The sequence below is a fragment of the Streptomyces sp. NPDC041713 genome, from assembly GCF_055591085.1.
In genome coordinates this window covers 616,943-641,075 of sequence record NZ_JBVIZY010000004.1, presented here as the reverse complement: position 1 = coordinate 641,075, position 24,133 = coordinate 616,943, and the positions used below count along the sequence as shown (strand labels likewise).

The following is a 24,133-nucleotide window of genomic DNA, read 5'->3' as shown; positions in this document are numbered from 1 at the left end:
GAACGACCCACCAGCAAGAACCCCAGGTCACCTGGGGTTCTTTTGCGTTGTGGGCGCGGCGCTACCGGCCAGGGGTAGGGGCCGGGGCCGTGCCGTCGTTCTCGGCCCAGAGGGAACGGACGTGTCCCAGGTGTCGGGCCATGCAGCGCTCCGCGCCCTTCGCGTCGCCGGCCAGCATCAGGTCGAGGAGTTCGATGTGCTCCTCCGCCGACGGGGTCAGCTGGTCGCGCTGGTCCAGGGCCGTCAGGCCGTAGAGGCGGGAGCGCTTGCGGAGGTCGCCGACCGTCTCGACCAGGCGGTCGTTGCCCGAGAGGGCGAGGAGCGACAGGTGGAAGCGGCGGTCGGCCTCCAGATAGCCGATGAGGTCGTGATCGCGGGCCGCCCGCACGATCTCCTCGGCGACCGGGCGCAGGACCTCCAGGTCCGCGCGGGCCGCGGTGCGGGTGATCCGGCCGATCATGGGGACCTCGATCAGGCTGCGGATCTCCGTGTACTGGTCGAGGTCGCGCTCGTCGACCTCGGTGACCCGGAAGCCCTTGTTGCGGACGGGCTCGACCAGGCCCTCCCTGGCCAGGTCGAGCATCGCCTCGCGGACCGGCGTCGCGGAGATGCCGAAGTCCTCGGCGAGGCCGGGCGCGGAGTAGATCTCGCCGGGGCGCAGCTCGCCGGAGATCAGGGCGGCCCGCAGGGCGTGGCCGACCTGGTCGCGCAGCCGCTCCCTGGTGGTGATGAGGTTCTTCTGCTTCAGGTGGCCCATGGTGTCCCCTCCGGTGGTCCCCGCGCCCGCGCGGATCACCAAAGTACAATGTCACGTTGTCAGTTGGGGACGGGGCCGGGGGCCGCTGGGTCAGAGGAGGAAGCCCGCCGGGAACGGGTCGGTGGGGTCGAGGAAGTACTGGGCCGTGCCCGTGATCCAGGCGCGGCCGGTGATGCGGGGGATGACCGCCTCCAGGCCCGCCACCTCTGTGCGCGCCACCAGGCGGCCGGTGAACTCCGTGCCGATGAAGGACTCGTTGACGAAGTCGTGGTCCAGCGGGAGTTCGCCGCGGGCGTGCAGCTGCGCCATCCGAGCCGAGGTGCCCGTGCCGCACGGTGAGCGGTCGAACCAGCCCGGGTGGATCGCCATGGCGTGCCGCGAGCGGTGGGCGTCGGAGCCGGGCGCGGCCAGGTACACGTGCTTGACCCCGGTGATGTCCGGCTGTCCGGGGTGGGTCGGCCGATCCGGCGAGCCGTTGATGGCGTCCATGATGGCGAGGCCCGCGGCGAGCAGATCGTCCTTGCGCGCCCGGTCGAACGGCAGTTCCAGGGCGTCGAGTTGTACGAACGCGTAGAAGTTGCCGCCGTACGCCATGTCGTACGTGACCGTGCCGTGGCCCGGCACGTCGACCTTGCGGCCCAGGCCGACGCAGAAGGCGGGGACGTTGGTGAGGGTCGCCGAGGTGGCGGCGCCGTCGGTCACCTGCACATCGACGGAGACCAGGCCGGCCGGGGTGTCCAGGCGGACCGTGGTCACCGGCTCGGTCACCCGCACCATGCCGGTCTCGACGAGGACGGTGGCCACGCCGAGGGTGCCGTGGCCGCACATGGGCAGGAGTCCGGACACCTCCACGTAGAGCACTCCGTAGTCGGCGTCGGGGCGGGTCGGGGGCTGCAGGATCGCGCCGCTCATCGCGGAGTGGCCGCGCGGCTCGTACATCAGCAGGGTGCGCAGCTGGTCCAGGTGCTCGATGAAGTGGAGTCTGCGGTCGGCCATGGTGGCGCCGGGGATCACCCCGACGCCGCCGGTGATCACGCGCGTGGGCATGCCCTCGGTGTGCGAGTCGACGGCGTGGAAGACGTGACGGGTGCGCATGGATCCCTTCCGGTTCGCTGCTGCCGGGCGGTGGAGACAGGGGCTCAGTGGTGGCCGAGACGGGGGGCTCAGTGGTGGCCGGCCGCCATCGCTTTCTCGGTGGCCGACCGGACCAGGGCTTCCGTGGCGCCGGACAGCGGTGAGCGCGGCGGTCGTGTCGGGCCGCCGACCCGGCCCACGATGTCCATCGAGAGCTTGATGGACTGCACGAACTCCGTCTTGGAATCCTGGCGCAGGAGCGGGTGGAGCGAGCGGTAGAGGGGGAGCGCCGTGTCCAGGTCCCGGGCGCAGGCGGCGGCGTAGAGCTCGGCGCAGGTGGCGGGGAACGCGTTCGGGTAGCCGGCGATCCAGCCCACCGCGCCCGCGACGGCGAGTTCGAGCAGCACGTCGTCCGCGCCGATCAACAGGTCGAGGTCCGGGGCGAGTTCGGCGATCTCGTACGCCCTGCGGACGTCACCGCTGAACTCCTTCACGGCGACGACGGTGCCGTCCCCGTGCAGGTCGGCCAGCAGGTCCGGGGTGAGGTCGACCCTGGTGTCCAGGGGGTTGTTGTAGGCGACCACGGGCAGGCCGGCCTTTGCGGCCTCGGCGTAGTGGTCGCGTACGGACCGTGCGTCGGCGCGGTAGGTGTTGGGCGGCAGCAGGAGCACCGAGCCGCAGCCCGCCTCCGCGGCCTGCTCGGCCCAGCGGCGCGACTCGGCGCTGCCGTAGGCCGAGGCGCCGGGCATGACGCGGGCTCCGTCGCCCGCGGCCTCGACGGCGGTACGGACGACGCGGGCGCGCTCGTCGTCGGTGAGCGTCTGGTACTCGCCGAGGGAGCCGTTGGGGACGACGCCGTCGCACCCGTTGTCGATGAGGTGGCGGACGTGCGCGGCGTAGGCGTCGTAGTCGACGGAGAGGTCCGTGCGCAGGGGGAGCGCGGTGGCGACCATGATGCCGCGCCAGGGGCGGTCGGGGGTCCAGGTGGCGGAGGTCATGACGGCTGCCCTTCTGTCGGGTGGGGAGGGGAGGCGGGGGAGGTGGTGGTTGCGGATGGGGTGGGGGAGTCGTGCGGGGCCGGGGTTTCGGTGTCCTGCGGCGCTTTGTACGGTGCTTCGAATGGCGTCTCGTGCGGTGAGTGCCCCTGGGGTGAGGTGCCCGGAGGCTCCGGCGGGGCGGCGAGGGTGGCCAGCGGGACCGGTGTGGCCAGGAGGCGGCGGTCCGGGGCCGGTGCGGGCGCGGGCGCGTCGTCGGCTTCGGCTTCCGCTCGGGCTTCGGCTTCCGCTTCCGCTTCGGCGGACAGTCGGTGGTCGGAGGTCGGCGCCGAGGTGAACGCCCCGGTCCGTGGGGTCGCGGATGCGACGAGGCACGCCACGGCCGATCCGCACATCCGGCCCTGGCACCAGCCCATGCCCGCGCGGGTCAGGAGCTTCACGGTGCGGGCGTCACGGGCGCCGTACTCCCTGACGGCCTCGCGCACGCGCCCCGCGGAGACCTCCTCGCAGCGGCACACGTCCGTGTCGTCGGAGAGCCACCCCGGCCAGCCGGGGCCCGGCGCGTGCGCCGCGGCCATGACGTCCGCGAAGGCACGCATGCGGTCGCGGCTCCGGCGCAAGGCACGCAGGGTGCGCAAGGCACGCAAGCCACGCAAGGCGCTCACGTCACCCCGGGCGCGTGGGCGCGAGGTCGTTACGGGGCACCGTCCCGTCAGCCGGGCGGCGATGGCTAGTCCCGCCAACGTGCCCTCCGCCACAGCCAGTTGCGCCCCTCCGACCCCCGTCGTCTCGCCCGCCGACCACATCCCGCGCAGTGACGTCTCCTGCAACGGGCCGAGCTCCAGTGCGTGGGTGCCGTCGGCGGTGCGCCGGGTCGCGCAGCCGAGGGCCGTCGCCAGGTCGATCTGCGGGATCAGGCCGTGGCCGACGGCGAGCGCGTCGCAGGCGATACGGCGGTCCGTGCCCGGCACCGGCCGCCAGTCGCGGTCGAGACGCGTCACCGTCACCGCCTCCACCCGGTCCGTGCCGTGCGCCTCGGTCACCGCATGGCGGGTGCGCAGCCGTACCCCGCGGCGGAGCAGAGCCGTGCCGTGTCGGACCGCCTCCGTCAACTTCCCTGGCTGCGCCGCGAGTACGTCCGGTCGGCGGGCGTAACCGAGATAGCCGGAAGCCTCGATCAGTTCGGGTACCCGGGCCCCTGCCGAGGTCAGGGAGGCGGCCACGGCGAGCAGCAGAGGGCCACTGCCCGCGACGACCACACGCCTTCCGGGCAGTACGAGACCGGATTTGAGCATGGCCTGGGCGCCGCCCGCGCCCACCACGCCGGGCAGGGTCCAGCCGGGGAAGGGGAGGTGACGTTCGTACGAGCCGGTGGCGAGGAGGATCGCGCGGGCCCGCACGGTGACGGGGCGCCGCCCTTGCCCCGTACGGCAGTTGGGGTCTGCCTCATCGGCGAGGGCGTGCACGGTCCAGTCGTCCTCGGCCGCTCGCGTGATCGTCCATACGTCGTGCCCGAACAGCTGTGTGGCGCTGCTTGACGTCAGGCGGTCGCGCAGGTCGGCGAAGACCTGCCAGTCGTGGTGGAGGGCCTCGGGCCGGGCGGCGCGTGCGGCAGGGGGCGGGTGGCGGTAGTACTGGCCGCCGGGCTGCCCCGAAGAGTCCAACAGGGCGACGGACAGGCCGAGTTCCGCGGCGCGCACCGCACCGGCGAGACCGGCGGGCCCGGCGCCGAGCACCGCCACGTCGTACCGTTCCCGGCGGTCGGGGCGAGTCCCGGGCCGTTGCGAACCGCCGGGCTCAGGCGTCGAACCCGGCATGACCGTGTCCCTCCTGGGTCGTGACCGCGTCACCGGGGCGTGCGGTGACCAGGCAGGCCCGCAGGTTGGGCGCTCCGTTGACCGTCGCGAGGCAGTCGTAGCACTGGCCGATGCCGCAGAACGCGCCGCGTGGCCTGCCGCCGACCCGGGTGGTCCGCCAGGCCAGGATCCCCGCGGACCACAGCACCGCGGCGATGGACTGACCCGGCCGCGCGTCGATTCGGCGTCCGTCGAAGGTGATCGGGAAGGTGTCCGCAGGGGTCGCCCCCACGAGGTCGGCGGGGGTGGTCCGCACCCGGCCCGCGGGGTCGGCCCGCACCAGGTCCGCGGGGCCGGCCCCCGCAAGACCGGCCGGGGTCCGGTCGTCGTCGGGCTTGTCACGCGCCACGAAGGCGGCTCCTCTCACGTCAGGCGTCGTGGATGGACGTGGCGCGGGGTGAACGCCGCACGCCGGAGTCGGACGCCGGAGTCGCGGGCGGCGAAGCGAACCGCCCGGGACCGAACGGCTGCACCCGCACCGGGAGTTCACGCCCCGTCAGCATCGCCGCGACCAGCGCTCCCGTCGCCGGGGCGAGGCCGATGCCCGCGCCCTCGTGGCCGCACGCGTGCAGCAGGCCGGGTGCCCGCGGGTCGGGGCCGATCGCCGGGAGGTGGTCCGGCAAGTAAGGGCGGAACCCCGCGTAGGTGCGGATCGCCCGCACCGTGGCGAGGGCGGGGAACAACGCGACGGCCTGGGCTGCGAGGCGCCGCAGGGCCTCCACCGACAGCGTGCGGTCGAAGCCCACCCGCTCCCGGCTCGCCCCGATCAGTACGGGCCCCGCCGGGGTGCCCTCGACCACGGCGGAGGTCTGCAGCGCCGCGGAGTCGCTCGCGACGTCGGCCACATAGTCGGCGGAGTACACCTTGTGGCGCACCACGCGCGGCAGCGGTTCGGTGACGAGGACGAAGCCGCGGCGGGGGAGGACCGGCAGGTCCACACCTGCCAGACGGGCGAGCCGGCCGCCCCACGTACCGGCCGCGTTGAGCACGTGCGGCGCCCGCACCTCGCCCCGGCGCGTCCGCACACCTCGCACCTCGCCCCGTGGTCCGGTGAGGACCGCGGTGACCTCCTCACCGAGCCGCAGGGTCAGGCGCCCGGTGCCGGCGGCCGCCCGTAACAGGTGCGCGGCCGCCAGGGCGGGCTGCACCTGTGCGTCCTGCGGGTAGTGGAAGCCGCCCGCCAGGCCCGGGGTCAGGTGGGGTTCGAGGTCGGAGAGCCGGTCCGCCGGCACCTCGACGGCCTCGACGCCCGCGCAGGTCTGGCCCGCGGCGAAGTCGCGCAGCGCGACGAGGCCCGGCTCGGTCGAGGCGACGACCACGCCGCCCTTCGCCTCGTACTCGATGTCCGCGGGGAGTTCGGCGGCGAGCTCGCGCCACAACCGGGCTGAAAGCAGGGCCAGTTCGAGTTCGGGGCCCGGCTCTTTGTCGGAGACGAGGAGGTTGCCCTCGCCCGCTCCGGTGGTGCCGCCGGCGACGGGTCCGCGGTCGATGACGGTGACGTGGAGGCCGGCGCGGACGGTGTAGTAGGCGCAGGCGGCGCCGACCACTCCCGCCCCCACGACGATGAGGTCCGGTGATCCGGACGAGTGTCCCGTGAGCACGGCAGTAATATTTCACATGGCACTGGTGCTGCCAAGGGGTCGTGCGTCGCCAAGGTCAGCGGTACGAAAGGGAGTTGGTCGGAGGTGGGCCCCTCCGGGGATCGGGCCCCGTGCCGCCCTGGAGTCACGCTCTGCGGTGGTGCGTCCCGGGTGTGTAGCCGTAGGCCCGGCGGAACACATCGATGAACGCGCTGGTGGACGCCCATCCGCAGCGGTGCGCGACCACCGTGACGGGCAGGCCGTCGGCGAGCATGCGAAGCGCGTGGTAGAGGCGCAATTGGGTGCGCCACTGGGGGAACGTCATGCCCAACTCGCCGCGGAAAAGGCGGCTCAGCGTACGTTCGCCCGCGCCGACCGCCGAGGCCAGCTCCGCCAGACCGCGACGGTCCGCGGGGTCGCGTCCCAGCAGGGCGCAGACGGCCGCGAGGCGCGGGTCCGAGGGGGTGGGCAACTGGATCGGCTCCTGCGGCGACGCGCGCAACTGGTCGAGGAGCACGGCACGCAGCCGGAGCCGCTCCGGGGACGGGGGTTCCTCGGGAGGTGTGCGGGTGCAGGCGAGGATCAGTTCGCGCAGCAGCGGGCTGACGGCGAGCACGGTCGGGGCGTCGAGGCCGAGCGGGTTCGTGGCGGCGGGCAGCCCGACCAGGTGCAGGGCGAGGTGGCCGTGGGCGCGGTGGGCGTGCGTGCACCCGGCGGGGACCCAGATGGCGCGGGTGCCCGGCGCGAACCAGGTGCCGCCGTCGGTGGTGACCGCCACGACGCCGGAGCCCGCGTAGACGATCTGGTGGTCGTCGTGGCGGTGGGCGTCGATGCGCTCGCCGGGGGCCATCTCGCGGGTGACGGTGGGGGCTTCGGGGGCGTGGCGGATGGGGTGCGTCGCTTCGGGGCGGGACATGGGGCCGCGCCTCGCGGTGAGGGGCGTGGCGATACGTTCGGTGTCCTCGGGGCGGAGCTCGGGGGCCGTGTGGCGGGAGGTCGGCGCTTCCCGGCGGGGTTCGTCGCGGGAGGCCGGTGCTTCCCGGCGGCGCTCGTCGCGTGAGGTCGGCGTTTCCCCGCGGCACTCGTCGCGGAAGGTCGACGCTTCCCCGCGTGGCTCGTGGCGCTCCTGGCGGGAGGCCGACGCTTCCTCGCGGGGCTCGCGGGGCTCGCGGGGCTCGCGGGGCTCGCGGCGCTCGCGGCGCTCGTGGCGGGAGTTCGGCACAAGATGGCACTTTATCGGAAGCGGGCCACGGTGGTCGCTGGTGACGATGAGGCGATGTCCATCAACCAGCGCTCACGCCCCCGTCGGCACGTCCACCCGGCGAAGGCGGCCCGGCCGCCGCGCGCCGGCCGCCCCATCCTCCTGCTCTCGCTCGGCCACGCCTGCGTGGACGTCTACCAGGGAGCCGTCGCCGCCCTGGTCCCGTTCTTCGTCTCGGAGCGCGCCTACACCTACGCCGCCGCGTCCGGCGTCGTCCTCGCGGCCTCGCTGCTCTCGTCGGTGGTGCAGCCGCTGTTCGGCGCGCTCACCGACCGGTGGGCCATGCCGTGGCTGCTGCCGGTCAGCGCACTTGTGGGCGGGTCCGGTGTGGCCCTCGCCGGGGTCGGCGGGAACTACGCGTTGACGCTGCTCGCCGTCGCCGTGTCCGGGATCGGCGTCGCCGCGTACCACCCGGAGGCCGCGCGGGTGGCGCGGCAGGCGAGCCGCGGCAGCCACACCGCGATGAGCTGGTTCTCGCTGGGCGGCAACGTCGGTTTCGCCGCCGCGCCCCTGCTGGTCTCCGCCGTCGTCGCCACGGGCGGCCTGCGCGCGTCGCCGCTCCTCGTGGTCCCCGCGCTGGCGGGGGCGGGGCTGTGCGTGGCCGCGCTGCGGAGTGTCCGGGCGAGGGAGGCGGCGGCCGACGGTGAGGGGGGCGTGGCGGGCGCGGTCGTGTCCGGCGACGACGACTGGCCGTCGTTCGTCAGGCTGACCGGCGCCATCGTCTGCCGTTCCATCGTCTTCACCGGCCTGAGTACGTTCATCGCGCTGTACGTGCGGGAGCGCGCGGGCGGAGGCCAAGTCGCCGGAACCGTGGCCCTGTTCGTGCTCTACCTGGGCGGCGCGGTCGGCACCGTCGCGGGCGGCCGGCTCGCCGCGCGGTACGGCCGGCTGCCGGTGGTCCGGTGGTCGTACGCCTCGACGGTCCTGGCGGTGGCCGGGGTCGTGTTCGTCCCCGGGCCCCTCCTGTACGTCTTCGTCGCGCTCGCCTCGGCCGGTCTGTACGTGCCGTTCTCCCTGCACATCACCCTCGGGCAGGACTACCTGCCCCGACGCATGGGCACCGCGAGCGGCGTCACCCTGGGGCTGACCGTGAGCATCGGCGGGCTGGCGAGTCCGCTGATCGGGGCGGTCGCCGACGCGGTCTCCCTGCGGGCGGCGCTCGCACCGCTGATCGCGCTGCCGGCCCTGGGCTGGCTCCTGCTGCGGACGCTGCGTGAGCCGGGGGCGGTGGTGACGTCCTCCCGGTGAGTTGGTGTCTGAGGGGTTGTCAGTGCAATTTCACATTACTACGTTACGCATCACATGGTTCAGCGGCACGCGTACAAGTGCCGCTGAATGAAGGTGAGTTGAACTCCCGATGCATGACCTCCACCCCACACCTCAGGAGCCATCGGTGTCCCAGCCACGACCACGCACCCTGCGCAGATCCGCGCTCGCCGGCGCGATAGCCGCGACGCTCTGCCTCACCGCCGCCCAGTACGGATATGCGGCCGCCCCCTCCGCCCAGGAGGCCGCGGCCCGCACCGCCGCGACGGCCCCCGCGCCCGCCGCGCCCAACCCCCTGGACGTCGTCGACCGCAGGGCGAAGGCGCCCCGGCCGAGCGCCGCCGAGCTCCCCGCACCCGATGGGCTGCGCGACGGCCGCACCCCGGGAGCCCGCCCGTCGAAGCCGAAGCCGAAGCCGAAGTCGGAGTCGACGGCACCTGCGAAAGAGCGGCACACCACCCGCCCCGTGGTCGCGCCCTGCACCCTCGACGGCGTCACCGGACTCTCGCCCGAGCGCTTCGCCGACTTCCTCGTCGACCCGGCCGTCACCGCCGACGACTGTCTGAGCACCCTCATCTGGACCTGGGACGCGCGTCTCGCGCCGGTCATGTCGGACGCCCACGTCCAGGCCGTCTCCGACCGCGTCACCCGGCTCGCTCCCGCCCACGACGGCAAGAACGGCAGTCACCTCCTGGAGCTGCTCACCTATCTCCACGCCGTCGCGTACCAGGATTTCTCGCACGACGAGATCGACGTCACCGACGCACCGACCGTGGCCGCCATGCGCCGCGCCGTGGACACCTTCGGCTCGGCCGCCCGCACCTTCGACGCGACCCGGACCAACGCCGAGTCGCTGCGCGAGGCCCTCTACGCGGCGAGCGCGCCCGGTCTGCGCCAGCACCAACTCCCGCTCATCAAAAGGGTCCTGACCACCATGGACGGCGCCCACCCGAACACGGCGAAGGACGCGGCGTGGGGCGGCTCCGCGCTCGCCGCGCTCTCCCTGAACTATCTCGGCGTGTACCCCGGCAACCACGACGACGCCTTCCACGCGGCGGTGCGGGCCGACTCCTCCTACCGCGCCGCGTTCAAGGCCTTCGGCGGCTACACCCACCTCAAGGACAGCGGCAACGCCTGGGTGGTGCGGGACGCGCTGAGCGAGTACGGCAGGCTCGGCCAGGTCGACGGGCTCACCGACGAGATCGTCGCCGGGCTCGGCGCACTGGTGGCCACCACCACCCGCAACTTCGGTGAGGGAAGCGCCCCTTGGGCCAAGGTCGCCACCTGGCTGAACGAGTTCGGCGCCTGCGCCCCGTACAAGGTGTGCAAGGCGGACATCGAGCGCCGCCTCTTCCCGTACACCTACACGTACGACAAGGGCGGCATGAAGGTCCGCACGGCGCTCGGCCGGGACGCCGTGGACCAGCTGTACTACGCGAGCAAGCAGGTCAAGGCGCAGTTCCACCGCGTCGTGGGGACCGAGGAGCCGCTCGCCGGTGACCCCAACACCGGTCTGACGACCATCCTCTACGCCTCGCGCGCCGACTACGAGAACTACCACCCGCTGCTCACCGGCATGGGTACCGACAACGGCGGCGTCTACATCGAGCAGGGCGCGACCTTCTACACGTACCAGCGGCGCGTCCCGCAGGACTCCACGCTGACGCTGGAGGAGCTCTTCCGGCACGAGTACACGCACTACCTCAACGGCCGCTGGGCGGTGCCCGGTTTCTTCGGCGAGGGCCCGTGGTACGCGGGCGACCGGACCACCGCGATGGACGAGGGCACCGCCGAGTTCTTCGACGGCGCCACCCGCGACGACGGCATCAAGGTCCGCAAGTCACTGGTCCGGGGCATCATCGAGGACACGGCGAACGGCGGGCCGCGGATGACCGTGGACCAGCTCCTGCACGCCACCTACGACGGCGACGGCTTCCGCTTCTACGACTACGCCGGCACGTTCTTCGAGTTCCTGTGGACCGAACGCCCCGCGCTGCTCAAGGAGATGTACCGCCATCTGCGGGCCGACGACCCGGCCGCCTTCGACGCCTGGCGCAATCGGCTGGGCAGGGACGGCGGGTTGCAGAGCCGGTACGACGCCTTCCTCGACCGGCAGATCGCCCACGTCGACGACCTCTTCGTGCCCGACACGACGTACGTCCCGCTCGCGCGACTCCGCGACACCACCGCGGAACAGGTCCGCGCCTCCCTCGCCGCGACCACCGGCATCACGCCCTCCTGTCGCGCCAACGGGGCGAAGGAGCGCCCGCGTTACGCCTGCACGGGCCGCATCACCGCGAACCTGAGCGCGTCCGGCGACGCCGACGCCGTCTTCGAGGACATGTCGGAGACGGTGGACTACTACCTCCTGGACCGGGCCGCGAAGGGGGACAACAACCTGGCCGACATGAACTGCACGTTCGGTGAGGTGGACATCTGGTCCGACGGGCGCGCGGGGAGTGCGGACTTCGCCTGCGAGGGCCCGTTGAAGGGCTGAGCCGCGCCGCCCCCGCATCAGGCCGCGTCGCCCCGACATCCCGTATCAGCCCGCGGCGCCCGCGAGCAGTTCCGCCGCCGCGATGCCCGACACCCGGGTCGCGCCGTGCGTGACGAGGTGGGTGGCGCCGAGCGCGTCACCCGAGGGGACGCCCATCTCCACGACGAGGGCGTCGGGGCGGTTGCGCAGGATCCGGTTGAGGGTGTCGGTCATCCAGCGGTGCCGGGCCGCGTCGCGGACCACGACCACCAGGGCCCGGCCCGTCGCCGGGGCCAGGACCGCTCGGGTCAACAGATCGTCCGCGTGGGCGAGTTCGGTCTCCGTGAGGCGCACCGATGTCGTGCCGGGGCGCAGATGGCGCAGGGGGGCCGCGACGCCCCAGGGGGTGTGGCCGTCGACGGCGAGGTTCATCGTGGGGGAGAGCTCCACGACGTGCGGGGTGCCGGCGAGCGGGAGCGCCGCGTCCGCCGTGCCCGCGCGGTGGCGCACCCGCACCGCGCGCCGGGCCGCGACCAGGCCGATGTCGGAGGGCCCCGCGTCGCGCGCCACGGCCCGGGACCGCTCGCCGGACCAGGTCGCGAACTCGTGGACGCGTCTGCTCGCCTCGACGAGCCGCGCCTCGGGGAGGGTGCCGTCGATGACCGCCTTCACCAGGGCCGTCGAGAGGAGGTCGAAGGTGGCCTCGTCGGCGCTCTCGCCGCCCACGCAGACCGCGTCCACGCCACCGGCGACGGCCTTCACCGTCGCCCCGTCGATGCCGTAGCGGTCGGTGACCGCGCCCATCTCGATGCCGTCGGTGACGAGGAGGCCGTCGAAGTGCAGCTCTCCGCGCAGCAATTCGACCAGGATGCGGTGGCTGAGGGTCGCGGGCAGGTCCGGGTCGTAGGCGGGGGCGAGCAGGTGCGCGGTCATCACCGCGCGGACGCCCGCCTCCATCGCCGCGATGAACGGCGGCAACGCGGTGAGGGCGATCTCCTCCGCGGAGCCCTGCACCTGCGGCAGCCCGTAGTGCGAGTCGACGACCGTGTCGCCGTGCCCGGGGAAGTGCTTGGCGCAGGCGGCGACGCCGGCGGCCTGCAGACCGCGGATCCAGGCGGCGGTGTGGCGGGAGACGACGTCGGTGCGGGAGCCGAAGGAGCGTACGCCGATCACTGGGTTGAGGGGGTTGGAGTTGACGTCGGCGCTGGGCGCGAAGTTGAGGGAGACGCCCGCGGCGTGCAGATCGCGGCCGATGTCGTGCGCGACCCGCTCGGTCAGGTCGATGTCGTCGACCGCGCCGAGGGCGAGGTTGCCCGGCCGGGACGAGCCGGTCCAGGCCTCCAGGCGGGTCACGTCGCCCGCCTCCTCGTCGATGGCGACGATCAGGTCGGGGTTCTCCGCGCGCAGCTCGGCGGTGAGCCGGGCGACCTGCTCGGGGGTCTCGATGTTCCGCGCGAACAGCACGACGGAGCCCAGACCCTCACCGATCGCGCGGCGCAGCCAGTCGGGGGCCGTGGTGCCCTCGAAGCCGGGCTGCAGCACGGAGCGGGCGAGGTGCTCCAGAGTCGGGTCACTGCTCGATGCCATGGCGCGACCTCCGAAGTTGCGGGTGGGACAGGCGGGGAACGGGGCGAGGGGCGGGGCTCCTGCTGATTGGTCCAGGCCAATCGGATAGTGGATATTGGCTCGTACCGAACAGGGCTGTCAAGGAGGCGGAACCGGTCGAGGCGGGCGAATCCACCATGAGGCGGCGCGAGTTGGGGAATCCTTGGAACTTCCGCCGGTGGCAACCGCTGAGGGGAGAAGGCCATGCGCAGGTACGAGCTCGTCGGCAGGCGCGACATCCGGCTGGTCACGGATGTCGCGGTGCCCGAACCGGGACCGCTGGAGGTGCTCGTGCGGGTACGGGCCTGCACGGTCTGCAACCGCAGCGACCTGGCCTACTTCCACTACTACGGGCTCCGCGACCACTGTTCCCAGGGCTGTTTCGGCCATGAGGTCGCCGGGGTCGTCGAGGCCACCGGCGCCGGGGTGAGCCGTGTCGTGCCCGGACAGCGGGTGTTCGTGCGGACGCCGCTCACCACCGGGTACGCGGACTTCGCGCTCGCCCGGGAGATATCCGTCGGCGCGCTGCCCGACTCCGTGCCGTTCGAGCAGGGCGCGACCCTGCAGCTCCTGCCGCTGGCCGTGCACGCCACCCGGGGCGTGCGGCTCGGCGACCGCGTCGCGATCGTCGGGCAGGGGCCCGTGGGGCAGATGGCGCTGCGGGTCGCCGTGGCACGCGGCGCCGCCGAGGTCGTCGCCGTGGACCTCGACGACTGGCGCCTGGAGCGGTCCTCCGCGGCGGGCGCCGACGCGGTCCGCCGCGTGGACGGCAGCTGCGAACAACTCGTCGCCGTCGGAGCCGACTTCGACGTGGCGGTCGACGCCGTCGGCACCCCTACGACCCTCAACGCCTGCGTGGCGCTCGTACGCCAGAACGGCCTCGTCGTCCTCCTCGGCACCCACCACGTCGACACGCACGTCACCGTCGACCTGGTCACCTGGGAGCGCAAGGGCCTGCGCGTGCACAGCTCCGCCGAACCGCTGGACACCGCGCGGGCGGAGGCGCTCGCCGTCGCCGAACGCCTCGCGCACCGCCGCACCGACGCCCTGCGCCTGCCCGACCTGCACACCCACACGTATCCCCTGGACGAGCTCCCCAAGGCCATGGAGCAGCTCTCCGCGAGCCGCTCCCTCTACCCGGACGCCGAAACGGCCCCCTACGACGGTCCGCCGCCGGAGACGCTGAAGGTGGCGATCGTCCCCTGACGCGCATCGGTGTGAGGGCAAGGTGCCGGGCCGTGGCGATGGCCGTGGCGGCGACCGTGACCGTGGCGGTGGCCGCGTGAGATGGGGCATCGCCGGTTACGGCGACATCGTGACCCGTCGCGTTCTGCCCGCCCTGCACGCGCTGGGCGAGGAGCCGGTGGCCCTCTGGGGCCGAGATCCGCACCGGGCGGCCCGGATCGCCGAGCGGTACGCCGTCGCGAGGTCCGGCGACGACCCCGAGCTGCTGCTGTCCGACGTCGACGCGGTGTACGTCGCCACGCCCGTTGTGCACCATGTGCCGTTCGCCCGTGCGGTGTTGGCCGCCGGGATCCCCGCACTGATCGAGAAGCCGCTCGCCGGTAATCTCGGAGTCGTCGGGAATCTCGGAGCCGGCGGGGCGGTCACAGGCGGCGGGGCGGGCCCGTGCGCGGGGGTCGCCTACTACCGCAGGCTCGCGCCCGCCGTGCGGCGGCTGCGCGAGGAGCTCGCCGGGTGGGCGCCGGACCGGGTGGAGGTGCGGTTCCGGTGCGCCTTCGCGCCGGGCCCCGACGACCCGATGCGCTGGCGCACCGACCCGGCCGTGTCGGGCGGCGGCGTCCTCGCGGACGCCGGAAGCCACCGGATCGACCTGCTGCTCCACCTGTTCGGGCGGCCCCGGACGATCACGGCCCGACTGGGCGCGCGCTTCCCTTTGGGCGCGGAGCGGCAGGCCGACCTGGTCCTGCGCTGGCGGAGCGGAGTGCGCGCGCACTGCCGCGTGGAGTGGGGCGACGGGCCGCCCGTGGACCGGATGCGGTTCACGGGCGGTGGCCGCACCCTGACGCTCGACCCCCTCGACTCCGGCCGCATCGAGGGCGTCGTGGGGCCCTCACCGGCGCTGCTGCCGCCCGCGGCCAATCCGCACCAGGATCTGCTCGCCGACTTCGCGGCCGCGGTCGCGACCGGCGCGGCTCCGGTGTGCCCGGTCGCGGAGGCGCGCCTTGTCGACGACGTACTGGTGGCGGCGGAGCGCTCGGACGCGGCGGGCGGACGGGCGGTCCGCCCCTGGGGCTGAACCACGCGTACGGATCACGGCACTGGTCGCATTTGGCAGAACTAGCGCTGCATGTACGGGAGTTCAGGCCCCGTCGTCCGCCGACCAGGCCCGCAGCCAGCGCGGGTCCGGCGTGTCGTCCGCGTGGACGAAGCGCGCGTCGACGGACAGCCGCATCGCGTCCGTCGTCGTGTCCAGGGACGCGTGGATGATCCGCGGCAGATGCACCATCACGTCGCCCGCGGCGAAGTCCGTGTGCAGCCAGCGCCGCCCGAGCGTCCGCGCGGTCAGCTCCAGGTCGTGGCAGATCTGCCGACGGTCACCGGGCCGGTCCGTGACGTCGCGCAGCGCCGCGTACTCCTCGGGCGGCAGCCGGTGGGAGCCCTCCAGATACACCAGCGCGCCGGTCCGCGGCGGACAGTCGCCGACCGGGATCCAGAACGTGACGACGCGCGGCGACCCCTGGTCCATGTAGTCGAAGTCGACGTGGGCGCGGGAGGCGCGCCGGGTGCCCCGGTGGAAGTGGCGCAGGATGCGGCGCGGCAGCATCTCCGCCTTGCCGTCCAGGAGTTGGGCGGCGAGTTCGGCGAGGGCGGGGTTGCTCACGAAGTCGTGGAAGGGGGCCGAGCGGACGAACGTGTGCGCCGGGTGGCCCGCCACGCCGTGCTCCGGGACGCCCGCGGGCACGCGCCCCGAGAACACCCCGTCCTCGGGTCCGGTGCCCGGCGCCAGCAGCCCCGGCGGAAAGAGCGAGAAGTACCGGCCGCGCAGCCTCAGGACCTCCGCGCGGTCGAGCAGCCCCGGCAGATACAGACAGCCGTCCGCGTGCAGCCGTTCCCGCAGCGCGCCGGGGTCCGCCCGAGCCAGGAGGTCCGCGCTGGAGCGCAGCGGGCCGAAGAGCTCCGGCGTGAAGGGTATGGGTACGCCGTTCGACGACAGGTTCACGTGCGTGTCCCTCGATCCCTCGATCCCTGAATCTTCGTTCCGTTCTTGGTTCCGTCCCTTGATTCCGTTCTTCCTTCGGTACTTCGGGTCCTGCAGCCCTTCGGTTCAGTAGACGCCCTCCACCGCCTCCTCGGCGCCCGCCGAGTCCTCCAGGAAGGGCCGCACCGCGGCGACGCCGTCCCACGGGAACCAGGGGTGCGGCCCGGTCCTGACCGCGCTGTCCCGCTCCAGGAGGTGGGGCAGGAACAGGTCTTCCAGGAGGGTCGTGGTCCGCACCCGGCCCCGCTGCCCCACCTCGACCTCGCGCCACGGGTCCGCCGGGTCGACGACCGTCAACACCGCGAAGGGCGGCGGCAGATGGTAGGAGTGCCCGGTCCCGCCGGGCACGGACGGCGCTCCCCGCCCGGCGTCAGCCTGCAGGACGCCGCCCTGCAGGACATCTGCCTGCAGGGCGTGGCCGACCAGGGTGTTGCCGTAGGTGTCGATCCACTGCACCCCCGGCAGATGCTCCTCGCGCAGGAACTCGGCCTCGGCGGCGGTGCACGAGGTGCCACCGGTGCAGACGGCGCGGATGCCGTACGTGTGCAGCGGGCGCGGCAGCCGCATGGCGAGCTCCACGAGCAGCCGGGACGTGGTGAAGAGCAGTGAGGGATGCTCGGCGGCCAGCAGCGCGAGCGTCTGGTCGATCAGGTGTCCGGTGTATGCGTCCGCGTCGCCGCCCGAGCGCAGCGCGGTCTTCACCCAGCGCGGATCGAAGTCGATGGCGTGCACGGCGCCGCGCCAGCTGTCCGCGAGGCCCTCGACGAAGTGCCCGTACGCGTGCGGGCCGCTCGGCGTCATCGCGAGCACGTCACCGCCGGCCACCCCGCGCGCCTCCAGCACGGTGCGGTAGATCTCGACGTCGTACGCGAGCCGCGTGACGTTGACGATCCGGCACGGCGCGCCGGTGCTGCCGCCGGTCTCGAAGACCCGGAAGGGCCGGTCGCGGTAGCCGCGCGGAAGCAGATCGCGGGCGCTCGCGGCGCGCAGCTCGGCCTTGTCGAAAAGCCCGAAGCGCGCCAGGTCGGCGAAGCCGCCGATGTCCGCGACCGGGTCGAAGCCGAGCTTGGCGCGGCGGCCGACCCAGAAGGGGCTGCCGGTCTCCGCGTCGAAGTGCCAGCGCATCATCCGGCGCGTCCAGGTGTCGAGGTCGACGCCCAGCTCCGGTACGCGCTCGCGCAGTGCCTCGGGCAGCGTGCCGAAGGTGACGGTCATGCGGGCCTCACTTCGCTGGGCGGTACACGAACAGGGACTCGGCGGTGATGGCCCGCTCGGCCTCGCGGGACGCGCTCAGAACGGCGGCGAAGGGATAGGGGACCTCGTATCCGATCAGGGGGTGGGGGAGGGGCGTAGCGTCCGCCAAGTGGTCTGCCAGTAGCACCAGTTGGGGAGTCGCGCGTTGGTCGTCGGTGAACGGGGGGCCGGGTGCGCGGCCGGTGAGGACGCGGTCGCCGGGGCGGAGGCGGTCGCGGACGGCACGGGCCGCTCGCTCCGCCGCCCCCGGTTCACGGAACGCGGTCAGCGGCCACTCGCCGTCGGGCGCAAGCGCGTCAAGGGCGGCGGCGAGGGCCCGCGCCAGGGGCTCCGCCCGGCCGGGTTCCGCGCAGATGACGGTCCGTACGTTGCTGCAGAACCGGCCCGCGTCCGCCGCGACCAGCGGCAGCAGCCAGGACACCGCCTCGCCCGTCGGCATGTCCGCCGGTACGAGGGCGCAGCCCCGGCCGGGACCGTGCAGCGTGAGGCCGGGGGAGTCGCGCACCGCGGCGGCGAGCCTCGCGCCGCCGTACACGATCTGCCGGTCCGTGAGCCGCACCAGACCCTTCAGGGATGGCCGCGCGCCCGGGTAGAAGCCGACGCGGGCCGGGGGCCAGCCGGCCGCGAGCAGGGCGGCGACGAACCGGGCGGCGGAGAGCGGTTCGCGCCGGCTCGGACGCACCCACACGCCCGCCGAACGCTCCGCCTGCTCGCAGACCGACTCCAGGCAGGTGAACGTGTTGCCCGGCAGCGCGACCAGGGCGAGACGCTCGTCGGGCGCGGGCGCCTCGCCCTGGGCGAGGAGTCCGGACCGGAGCATCCCGCACCACCGGTCGACCAGCGGGCTGGGCAGCCCGGCGCTCTCCCACAGCGCCGAGCGGAAGGCGTCGGCGCTCTGCTTGCCGACCCCCCCGACGGTGAGCGTGCCGCGGTCGAACAACTCCACTGCGGCGAGCAGGAGTTCACGGGGGTCGGTGAGTGGCGGCAGGCCGGGCAGTGTGCTCTGCCACCAGCGCCGGTCGGCGTCGGCGACGATCTCGGGCACCAGCGAGAGTTCCCGGTCCGGTGTGCCGGGCAGCGGGGCGCGGTCGGCCGACGTCCGCCACGCGCCCCCGCGGAACGCGTGGAGCACGGTGGTCACGGCAGCTCGCTGCGGAGCGCGGCGGCCACCCGTATCTGCTCGGCCTCGGTGAGGGACGGGTACAGCGGCAGGGCGATGTGGTGGCGCGCGAACCAGCGGGCCCGGGTGAACGCCCCGTCTGCGGCGTCCTGTTCGCGCTGCGGCGCGAAGTAGGGGTGGTCGCAGAGCAGATGGTCGTAGACCTCACCGGCGAGGCTCACGCCGTGCCGTTCGCGCAGCCGCTTCTTCAGGAGCGGGCGGTCGAGCGGCGCGTCGGGGGCCACATAGACGAGGTATTTGTAGAAGTTGCTGTCCGATCCGGTGGGTACGGGGTGCGGCCGGACTCCCGGGACGTCGGCGAGCAGCGCGTCGTAGCGGGCGGCCAGCGCTCGGCGGGCCGCGAGCGTGCCGGCGAAGCGCTCCAGGTCCACCGTGCCGACGGCGGCGTGCAGTTCGCTGAGCCGCCAGTTGGAGCCCGGCCGGTCGTGCAGGGTGGAGCCCTGGGCGCTCTTGCCGTGGTCGCGCCAGCGCCGTACCTGCTCCAGGTCGTCCGCCGACGCGGCGCTGAGCAAGCCGCCCTCACCGCTGACGGCGACCTTCGTGGGGAAGAAGGACAAGGCGCCGAACCGGCCGAGACTTCCGGCCGGGCGCCCGTGGAGGGTGGCTCCGAGGGCGTGCGCGGCGTCCTCCACCACGGGGACGCCGTGCTGGTGGCAGTCCGCGAGCACCGCGTCGAGCGCGGGCGAGACGATGCCGCCGATGTGCACGGGCAGCACGGCGGCGGTGTCGGGATGGCGGGCCAGCGCGGCCCGCAGGGCGCCTGGATCCATGCCGAGGCCGTCGAGTTCGATGTCGACGAAACGGACGGCCGCCCCGGCGCGCACGGCGGCGGCCGCCGTGGCGAAGAACGTGTTGACCGGTACGAGCACGGTGCGGCCCGCTACCCCGATGACACGCAGCGCGATCTCCAGGGCCGCGGAGCCGGAGGCGACCGCAGCGGTGTCCGCGCCGGTCCAGGGGCGGGCGAGCTCCTCGAAGCGGGCCACCTGCGGGCCCTGGGTGAGGATCCCGGAGGCGAGCGCGGCGTCGACGCGGTCGAGGACGGCCCGGCGGTCGTCGACGGTGAAGTGGATGCGCTGGGCGGGCACGGCGGCATCGGCGGGCCGCCGATTTCCGGCGAGCGTGCGGGCGAAGAAGTCCGCCGCGTGGCCGACGTGGGTGCCGTGGCCCATGGGGAGTTCGTGGATCTCGGCGTCGGCGCCCGCCGCGGCGTACGCCTCCCGGACCGCGTCGGCCGCCGCGCGCGCGTCGGCCGGTTCCAGATAGGCGTCGGCCGTGCCGTACTGGAGGTGGAGGGGCGCCGGGGCGAGGGCGCCGTACAGGTCGGGCAGGTCGGCGTAGTCCAGGATGCCGGGGAGCACCGCCCCCTCGTGGCCGGTCAACAGCCGTTCGTACAGGGCCGGATAGCTGCCGAGGTGACTGGCAGCGCAGAGCGGGACGCCCCGGCGCCCGGTGAGCAGCGCGGTGTGCAGGGCGACCGCCGCGCCGAGGCTGTGGCCGAAGAGGCCGACGCGCTCCGGATCGACGAGCGGGTGTGCGGCGAGTACGTCGAGCGCGCCGAGGGCGTCGCCGGTGAGCGCGCCGAGCAGCGAGCGGCCGGTGAGCGCGAAGGCGTGGGCGAGCAGCGTCCCCTCGTCCCGGCCGGCCCTGCGGTCGGCGTCCAGGGTGCCGCCGATGCCGTGGTCGAAGGAGAGCGTGACGCAACCGGCCCTGGCCAGCTGTTCGGCGACGTTGCGGTCGGGGTGGTCCGGCGGCACGTCACCGGTCAGCTGGTCCAGGCGAGCGTTCTTGCCGCCGAGGACGAGCACGCCGGGTCTTGCCGGCGCGTGGGCCGAGGTCTGGGCCGGGGCGTCGGCCGGTGCGAGGAGGGTGCCGTGGAAGGCGCCGCGTACGGGGGAGTCGAACTGGAGCCGCTCGCGGTGCAGGCCGTCGCGGACCGAGGCGGTCGACCCGGTGACGGAGAGCGGCGCGTGGTCGACGCGGGCCAGCCGCTCGACGACGGCACGGATCCGGCGGGCCCGGTCCGCGTGTCCGCCGTCGGCGGGGTCGGCGGAGTCGGCGCTCTTCGCGTACCGCAGGGTCGGCTCGGCGGAGAGGAGCCGTTGAAGGTGACGTCGCTGCATGCGCGGCTCAGACGAAGTCGCCGTGCAAGGTGCTCGGCACTTCCAGCGCGTACGCGTCCAGGGCCTCGTCGAGTTTGATCTGGCCGCGTTTGAGGAGTTCCAGGAGCTCGTTCTGCGGGCGGTAGAAGCAGGACTTGCACAGGTCGGTCCTGCGCGGGTTGGACGCCTCCCACTCGGCGCGCGGGCCGCCCTCCAGGACTTCCGCGTACCCCTGCTCGACGACATTGCCGATCAGATAGCGGCTGTTGAGGTGCACCTGCGGGCACGGGTAGAGATTTCCGTCGGCGCCTACGGCCGTGACGAAACGGCTGTAGTGGCAGCGCTCGAAGTCGCCCTCGACCTCTTCGACCTGGTCCATCGGGCCGCGGTCGAGTTTCGGCACCGACACCTCGAAGGCGTCCGTGGAGAGTTCCGCGGCGCGGGTGAGGGATTCGGAGATCTCCGGCATCACGGATTCGATGGTCTCGTGGCCGAGCGCGCTGTAGAACTCCGGCTCGAACCGCACGTAATGCGCCCCGGACTCACGGGCGATGCGGGCCGCCGCCATGATTTCCCGGTAGTTCTGCAGGGTGATGACGTAGTTGAAGCCGATGCGGAAATCCGGATCGACGGCGTTCTCCCTGAGCCTGCCGACCGAGCCGATGAACTTCGAGAACGTCTGCTCGCGGTCGCGCGTGATGTCGTCGAAGGTGGCTTCCGTGCCGGCGTTCAGGCCGATGCGGACCCAGGTGTGGGTCGCGGCGACGCAGTCGGCGACCTTGGGGCGGCCCAGGCGCGAGCCGTTGGTGATGAGCCCGATGCGCAGCCCGGCCGCATGTCCCTCGCGGCAGATCTCCGCGTAACCCGGGTGGATCGTGCACTCGCCGCTGCCGCAGAAGGTCACGGCGCGCCCGTCGTTCGCGGCGAACTCGCGCAGCAGCGTGACCGCCTTGTCGGTGGCGATGGAGTCCTTGAACGAGAACAGGTCGTAGAACTGCTCTTCGTTGGGGGAGTGGAAGTTGCAGAAATTGCAGCGCATATTGCAGGCGCCCATGATGCCGATCCGCATGTGGACCGGTTTGATCTCCTCGTCCGCCACGAACCGCCGCAGCAATTCACCGTGGGCGAGGACCTTCTGCGGCGAATGGGCCTGATCGAGACTGACGATGGGCAGTCCTTCGCGATTCTGGGGGGCTGCCATTTCGATGTCGCGGGCACCAGGTGTGCTGTTCACGAACCCCCCACGCATGATCGATGTGCGGTGACGTTTTCTCGCGGTGGTGGGGACACTAGGGAGCGCCGGAATCGCTGTCAACGGGTCTAGACAACACGGTCGTTGATGGCGGAATCAGGCCTGCCGGTCTGTTGCGACGGGGGTCGTACGTGGTAATCGCGGGCGCCCCGGCGGGTGGGCCCCGTGCGCGGATCGGGGCCCACCCGCCGGGGCGGGCGGAGGGTCAGTCCTTCGGCGGGGTGAGCTTGCCGATGGCGTCGGTGACCCAGCTCGTGATGCCGTCCTTCTGCAGGCCGAGGCCGGTGAGCGGTCCCGCGCCGTCCTCGAACTCGACGAGGGCGAGCAGGAGGTGTTCCGTGCCGATGTAGTTGTGGCCGAGCCGCAGGGCTTCGCGGAAGGTCAGTTCGAGCACCTTGCGCGCGTCCGCGTCGTACGGGACGAGTTCGGGCACGTCGGCGGCCGCGTCGGGCAGCCCGGCGAGGGCCGCCCGGCGGACGTCCTCCAGGGGGACGCCCGCGGCGACGACGGCCTGCGCCGCCAGCGCGTCGGGCTCGGTGAGCAGGCCGAGGATCAGGTGCCCGGCGCCCACCTGGTCGTGGTGGGCGGCCTTGGCCTCGTTGTGCGCGGCCATCACGACATTCCTGGCGCGCGGGGTGAAGCGGCCGAAGCCCTGGCTCGGGTCGAGGTCGGAGGGTTCGCCCGGCTTCTTGGGGACGAACCGCTTCTGGGCCGCCTGGCGCGTGACGCCCATGCTCTTGCCGATGTCGGTCCAGGAGGCGCCCGAGCGGCGTGCCTGGTCGACGAAGTGGCCGATGAGGTGGTCGGCGACGTCACCGAGGTGATCGGCCGCGATCACCGCGTCGGTGAGCTGCTCCAAGGCGTCGCTGTGGGCCGTCTTGATGGCGTCGATGAGGTCGTCGAGACGGATCGGTGGCTGGGCCGTCGTGCGGTCGGGAGTCGTCATGGCGCAACCTTAGGTTGACAGTTCGGCGACTGTCAACCTTCAGTTGACACTGGCTTCGAGCGGATCCGGCCGGATGTACGGATCCGGCCGGATATGAGGGCGACCGCCCGGTGCCTCAGGGTCAGGGAAGGTCCGCCCGGAACTTCCTCGTGAGGTCGGCGCCGCGGATCACGTCACCCGTGCCGGTTCGAGGTGGCAAGGCTCATCCTGGGGAGGTCGTCCCCGCAGATCAACGCACGTACACGGACGGGTCGTCAGCCGACGTGACTTCGACGCGATCAACGCCGGCTGCTCCCGTGAGCCACCCCACCCCCAGCACCCACCCACACCCCACCCCGCCGCCCTATGGTGCCCAGAACCATGGGAAGGACCCGTGCCCGTTGTCTACCGTGCCAGGTATGACGAGCGAAACCACCGACGGCGTGGACCTCACCGGGCGTACCGCCCTCGTGACCGGGGGCGGCAGTGGCATTGGGCGGGCCTGTGTCGAGGCGCTCGCGGCGGTCGGCGCGCTCGTGCATGTCGTGGACGTCGACGCCGAGTCGGCCAAGGCGGTGGCCGACGCCGTCGGAGGCGTCCCGCACGCCCTCGACCTCACCGACGCGAGCGCGATCCCACGCCTGCCCGCCGACATCGACGTCCTCGTCAACAGCGCCGGCACCCAACACGTGGCCCCCATCGAGGAGTTCGACCCCGCCCAATTCGAGCTGATCCAGCGCCTGATGGTCACCGCGCCCTTCCTCCTGCTCCGCCACTGCCTGCCGTACATGTACGCGCGGGGCTGGGGCCGCGCCGTGCACATCTCCAGCATGCACGGGCTGCGGGCCAGCCCCTTCAAGTCCGCGTACGTCGCCGCCAAGCACGGCCTGGAGGGGCTCAGCAAGGTCGCCGCCCTGGAGGGGGCCGCGCACGGTGTGACCAGCAACTGCGTCAACCCCGGCTATGTCCGTACCCCGTTGGTCGAGGGACAGATCGCGGACCAGGCCGCCGTGCACGGCATCGCCCCGCAGGACGTCGTCGCGGACGTCCTCCTGGACCGCTCGGCGATCAAGCGGCTCATCGAACCCGCCGAGGTCGCCGCCGCCGTCCGCTGGCTCTGCGGCCCGCACACCGGCTACATCACCGGCACCTCGCTCCCCGTGGACGGCGGCTGGGGGGCGAGTTGAGAGAGGAGTGAGGGGTCGCCGGGCCCGAACTCCCCGAGGAAAACCCTGGGTTCGGGCAGCGGGCACCCTCGTTGGACGGGTGGGGAGCCGGCTCGCCGACCTCACGTTCGAGGCCGCGCGTCCCGTCCGCCCCACCCCTC

19 protein-coding genes are annotated in these 24,133 nt (G+C 73.2%); 5 read left to right on the top strand and 14 right to left on the bottom strand.

Going from position 1 to position 24,133, the window contains the following annotated elements:
• Positions 1–61: 61 nt before the first annotated feature.
• The 7 genes from ACZ6CV_RS15845 to ACZ6CV_RS15815 form a co-directional block, all read right to left on the bottom strand.
• Positions 62–757, bottom strand: a complete 696-nt coding sequence (locus ACZ6CV_RS15845) for a GntR family transcriptional regulator (protein WP_469251339.1) — start codon at positions 755–757, stop codon at positions 62–64.
• A 90-nt stretch (positions 758–847) separates the two neighbouring features.
• Positions 848–1,852, bottom strand: a complete 1,005-nt coding sequence (locus tag ACZ6CV_RS15840; RefSeq protein ID WP_469251338.1) for a proline racemase family protein — start codon at positions 1,850–1,852, stop codon at positions 848–850.
• A gap of 68 nt (positions 1,853–1,920) precedes the next feature.
• Positions 1,921–2,829, bottom strand: a complete 909-nt coding sequence (locus ACZ6CV_RS15835) for a dihydrodipicolinate synthase family protein (RefSeq protein ID WP_469251337.1) — start codon at positions 2,827–2,829, stop codon at positions 1,921–1,923.
• Positions 2,826–4,643, bottom strand: coding sequence for an FAD-dependent oxidoreductase (locus ACZ6CV_RS15830; protein WP_469251336.1), 1,818 nt, complete (start codon positions 4,641–4,643; stop codon positions 2,826–2,828). Before ACZ6CV_RS15830 ends, ACZ6CV_RS15835 begins: the two co-directional genes overlap by 4 nt.
• Complete coding sequence (locus tag ACZ6CV_RS15825) at positions 4,624–4,938, bottom strand: (2Fe-2S)-binding protein (RefSeq protein ID WP_469251491.1); 315 nt, start codon at positions 4,936–4,938, stop codon at positions 4,624–4,626. Before ACZ6CV_RS15825 ends, ACZ6CV_RS15830 begins: the two co-directional genes overlap by 20 nt.
• Positions 4,939–5,050: 112 nt before the next feature.
• On the bottom strand, positions 5,051–6,283 hold the full coding sequence (locus ACZ6CV_RS15820; RefSeq protein ID WP_469251335.1) for an NAD(P)/FAD-dependent oxidoreductase: 1,233 nt from the start codon (positions 6,281–6,283) through the stop codon (positions 5,051–5,053).
• A 124-nt stretch (positions 6,284–6,407) separates the two neighbouring features.
• A complete protein-coding gene (locus ACZ6CV_RS15815) occupies positions 6,408–7,178 on the bottom strand; it encodes an AraC family transcriptional regulator (protein ID WP_469251490.1) in 771 nt (256 codons plus the stop codon).
• Between the two features lie 441 nt (positions 7,179–7,619).
• Here ACZ6CV_RS15815 and ACZ6CV_RS15810 point away from each other — a divergent pair, with 441 nt between their 5' ends.
• Both ACZ6CV_RS15810 and ACZ6CV_RS15805 read left to right on the top strand, forming a co-directional pair.
• Positions 7,620–8,771, top strand: coding sequence for an MFS transporter (locus tag ACZ6CV_RS15810; RefSeq protein WP_469251489.1), 1,152 nt, complete (start codon positions 7,620–7,622; stop codon positions 8,769–8,771).
• Positions 8,772–8,916: 145 nt separating this feature from the next.
• Entirely contained in the window at positions 8,917–11,286 is a 2,370-nt protein-coding gene (locus ACZ6CV_RS15805; protein WP_469251334.1) for a collagenase, read from the top strand.
• Between the two features lie 45 nt (positions 11,287–11,331).
• Here the strand turns inward: ACZ6CV_RS15805 and ACZ6CV_RS15800 are convergent, their stop codons facing one another.
• Positions 11,332–12,852 (bottom strand): glycoside hydrolase family 3 protein, encoded by a 1,521-nt coding sequence (locus ACZ6CV_RS15800; RefSeq protein WP_469251333.1) that lies wholly within the window; start codon positions 12,850–12,852, stop codon positions 11,332–11,334.
• A gap of 222 nt (positions 12,853–13,074) precedes the next feature.
• Here ACZ6CV_RS15800 and ACZ6CV_RS15795 point away from each other — a divergent pair, with 222 nt between their 5' ends.
• Complete coding sequence (locus ACZ6CV_RS15795) at positions 13,075–14,076, top strand: zinc-dependent alcohol dehydrogenase (RefSeq protein WP_469251332.1); 1,002 nt, start codon at positions 13,075–13,077, stop codon at positions 14,074–14,076.
• A gap of 22 nt (positions 14,077–14,098) precedes the next feature.
• On the top strand, positions 14,099–15,130 hold the full coding sequence (locus tag ACZ6CV_RS15790) for a Gfo/Idh/MocA family protein (protein WP_469251331.1): 1,032 nt from the start codon (positions 14,099–14,101) through the stop codon (positions 15,128–15,130).
• A gap of 63 nt (positions 15,131–15,193) precedes the next feature.
• Here the strand turns inward: ACZ6CV_RS15790 and ACZ6CV_RS15785 are convergent, their stop codons facing one another.
• From ACZ6CV_RS15785 to ACZ6CV_RS15760, 6 genes are all read right to left on the bottom strand, one after another.
• A complete protein-coding gene (locus tag ACZ6CV_RS15785) occupies positions 15,194–16,054 on the bottom strand; it encodes a phytanoyl-CoA dioxygenase family protein (protein ID WP_469251330.1) in 861 nt (286 codons plus the stop codon).
• A gap of 105 nt (positions 16,055–16,159) precedes the next feature.
• A complete protein-coding gene (locus ACZ6CV_RS15780) occupies positions 16,160–17,308 on the bottom strand; it encodes an acyl-CoA synthetase family protein (protein ID WP_469251329.1) in 1,149 nt (382 codons plus the stop codon).
• Between the two features lie 7 nt (positions 17,309–17,315).
• On the bottom strand, positions 17,316–18,488 hold the full coding sequence (locus tag ACZ6CV_RS15775; protein ID WP_469251328.1) for a hypothetical protein: 1,173 nt from the start codon (positions 18,486–18,488) through the stop codon (positions 17,316–17,318).
• The gene (locus ACZ6CV_RS15770) at positions 18,485–20,650 is read right to left on the bottom strand and encodes a DegT/DnrJ/EryC1/StrS family aminotransferase (RefSeq protein ID WP_469251327.1); all 2,166 of its coding nucleotides are present in this window, start codon (positions 20,648–20,650) and stop codon (positions 18,485–18,487) included. The genes ACZ6CV_RS15775 and ACZ6CV_RS15770 overlap by 4 nt, the downstream gene beginning before the upstream one ends.
• 7 nt (positions 20,651–20,657) lie before the next feature.
• A complete protein-coding gene (locus tag ACZ6CV_RS15765; protein WP_362360723.1) occupies positions 20,658–21,863 on the bottom strand; it encodes a radical SAM protein in 1,206 nt (401 codons plus the stop codon).
• Between the two features lie 223 nt (positions 21,864–22,086).
• Positions 22,087–22,827, bottom strand: a complete 741-nt coding sequence (locus tag ACZ6CV_RS15760) for a Clp protease N-terminal domain-containing protein (protein ID WP_469251326.1) — start codon at positions 22,825–22,827, stop codon at positions 22,087–22,089.
• A gap of 398 nt (positions 22,828–23,225) precedes the next feature.
• Here ACZ6CV_RS15760 and ACZ6CV_RS15755 point away from each other — a divergent pair, with 398 nt between their 5' ends.
• Positions 23,226–23,993 carry an SDR family oxidoreductase gene (locus tag ACZ6CV_RS15755; protein ID WP_469251325.1) on the top strand — a complete coding sequence of 256 codons (768 nt, stop codon included), beginning with the start codon at positions 23,226–23,228 and terminating at the stop codon, positions 23,991–23,993.
• The last annotated feature ends 140 nt before the right edge of the window (positions 23,994–24,133 follow it).

Excerpts from the sequence above, each read along its gene's own strand:
- ACZ6CV_RS15840 (WP_469251338.1), bottom strand. The coding sequence starts at position 1,852 with ATGCGCACCCGTCACGTCTTCCACGCCGTCGACTCGCACACCGAGGGC.
- ACZ6CV_RS15755 (WP_469251325.1), top strand. The coding sequence starts at position 23,226 with ATGACGAGCGAAACCACCGACGGCGTGGACCTCACCGGGCGTACCGCC.
- ACZ6CV_RS15780 (WP_469251329.1), bottom strand. The coding sequence starts at position 17,308 with ATGACCGTCACCTTCGGCACGCTGCCCGAGGCACTGCGCGAGCGCGTA.
- ACZ6CV_RS15845 (WP_469251339.1), bottom strand. The coding sequence starts at position 757 with ATGGGCCACCTGAAGCAGAAGAACCTCATCACCACCAGGGAGCGGCTG.
- ACZ6CV_RS15815 (WP_469251490.1), bottom strand. The coding sequence starts at position 7,178 with ATGTCCCGCCCCGAAGCGACGCACCCCATCCGCCACGCCCCCGAAGCC.
- ACZ6CV_RS15835 (WP_469251337.1), bottom strand. The coding sequence starts at position 2,829 with ATGACCTCCGCCACCTGGACCCCCGACCGCCCCTGGCGCGGCATCATG.
- ACZ6CV_RS15800 (WP_469251333.1), bottom strand. The coding sequence starts at position 12,852 with ATGGCATCGAGCAGTGACCCGACTCTGGAGCACCTCGCCCGCTCCGTG.
- ACZ6CV_RS15795 (WP_469251332.1), top strand. The coding sequence starts at position 13,075 with ATGCGCAGGTACGAGCTCGTCGGCAGGCGCGACATCCGGCTGGTCACG.
- ACZ6CV_RS15760 (WP_469251326.1), bottom strand. The coding sequence starts at position 22,827 with ATGACGACTCCCGACCGCACGACGGCCCAGCCACCGATCCGTCTCGAC.
- ACZ6CV_RS15770 (WP_469251327.1), bottom strand. The coding sequence starts at position 20,650 with ATGCAGCGACGTCACCTTCAACGGCTCCTCTCCGCCGAGCCGACCCTG.
- ACZ6CV_RS15830 (WP_469251336.1), bottom strand. The coding sequence starts at position 4,643 with ATGCCGGGTTCGACGCCTGAGCCCGGCGGTTCGCAACGGCCCGGGACT.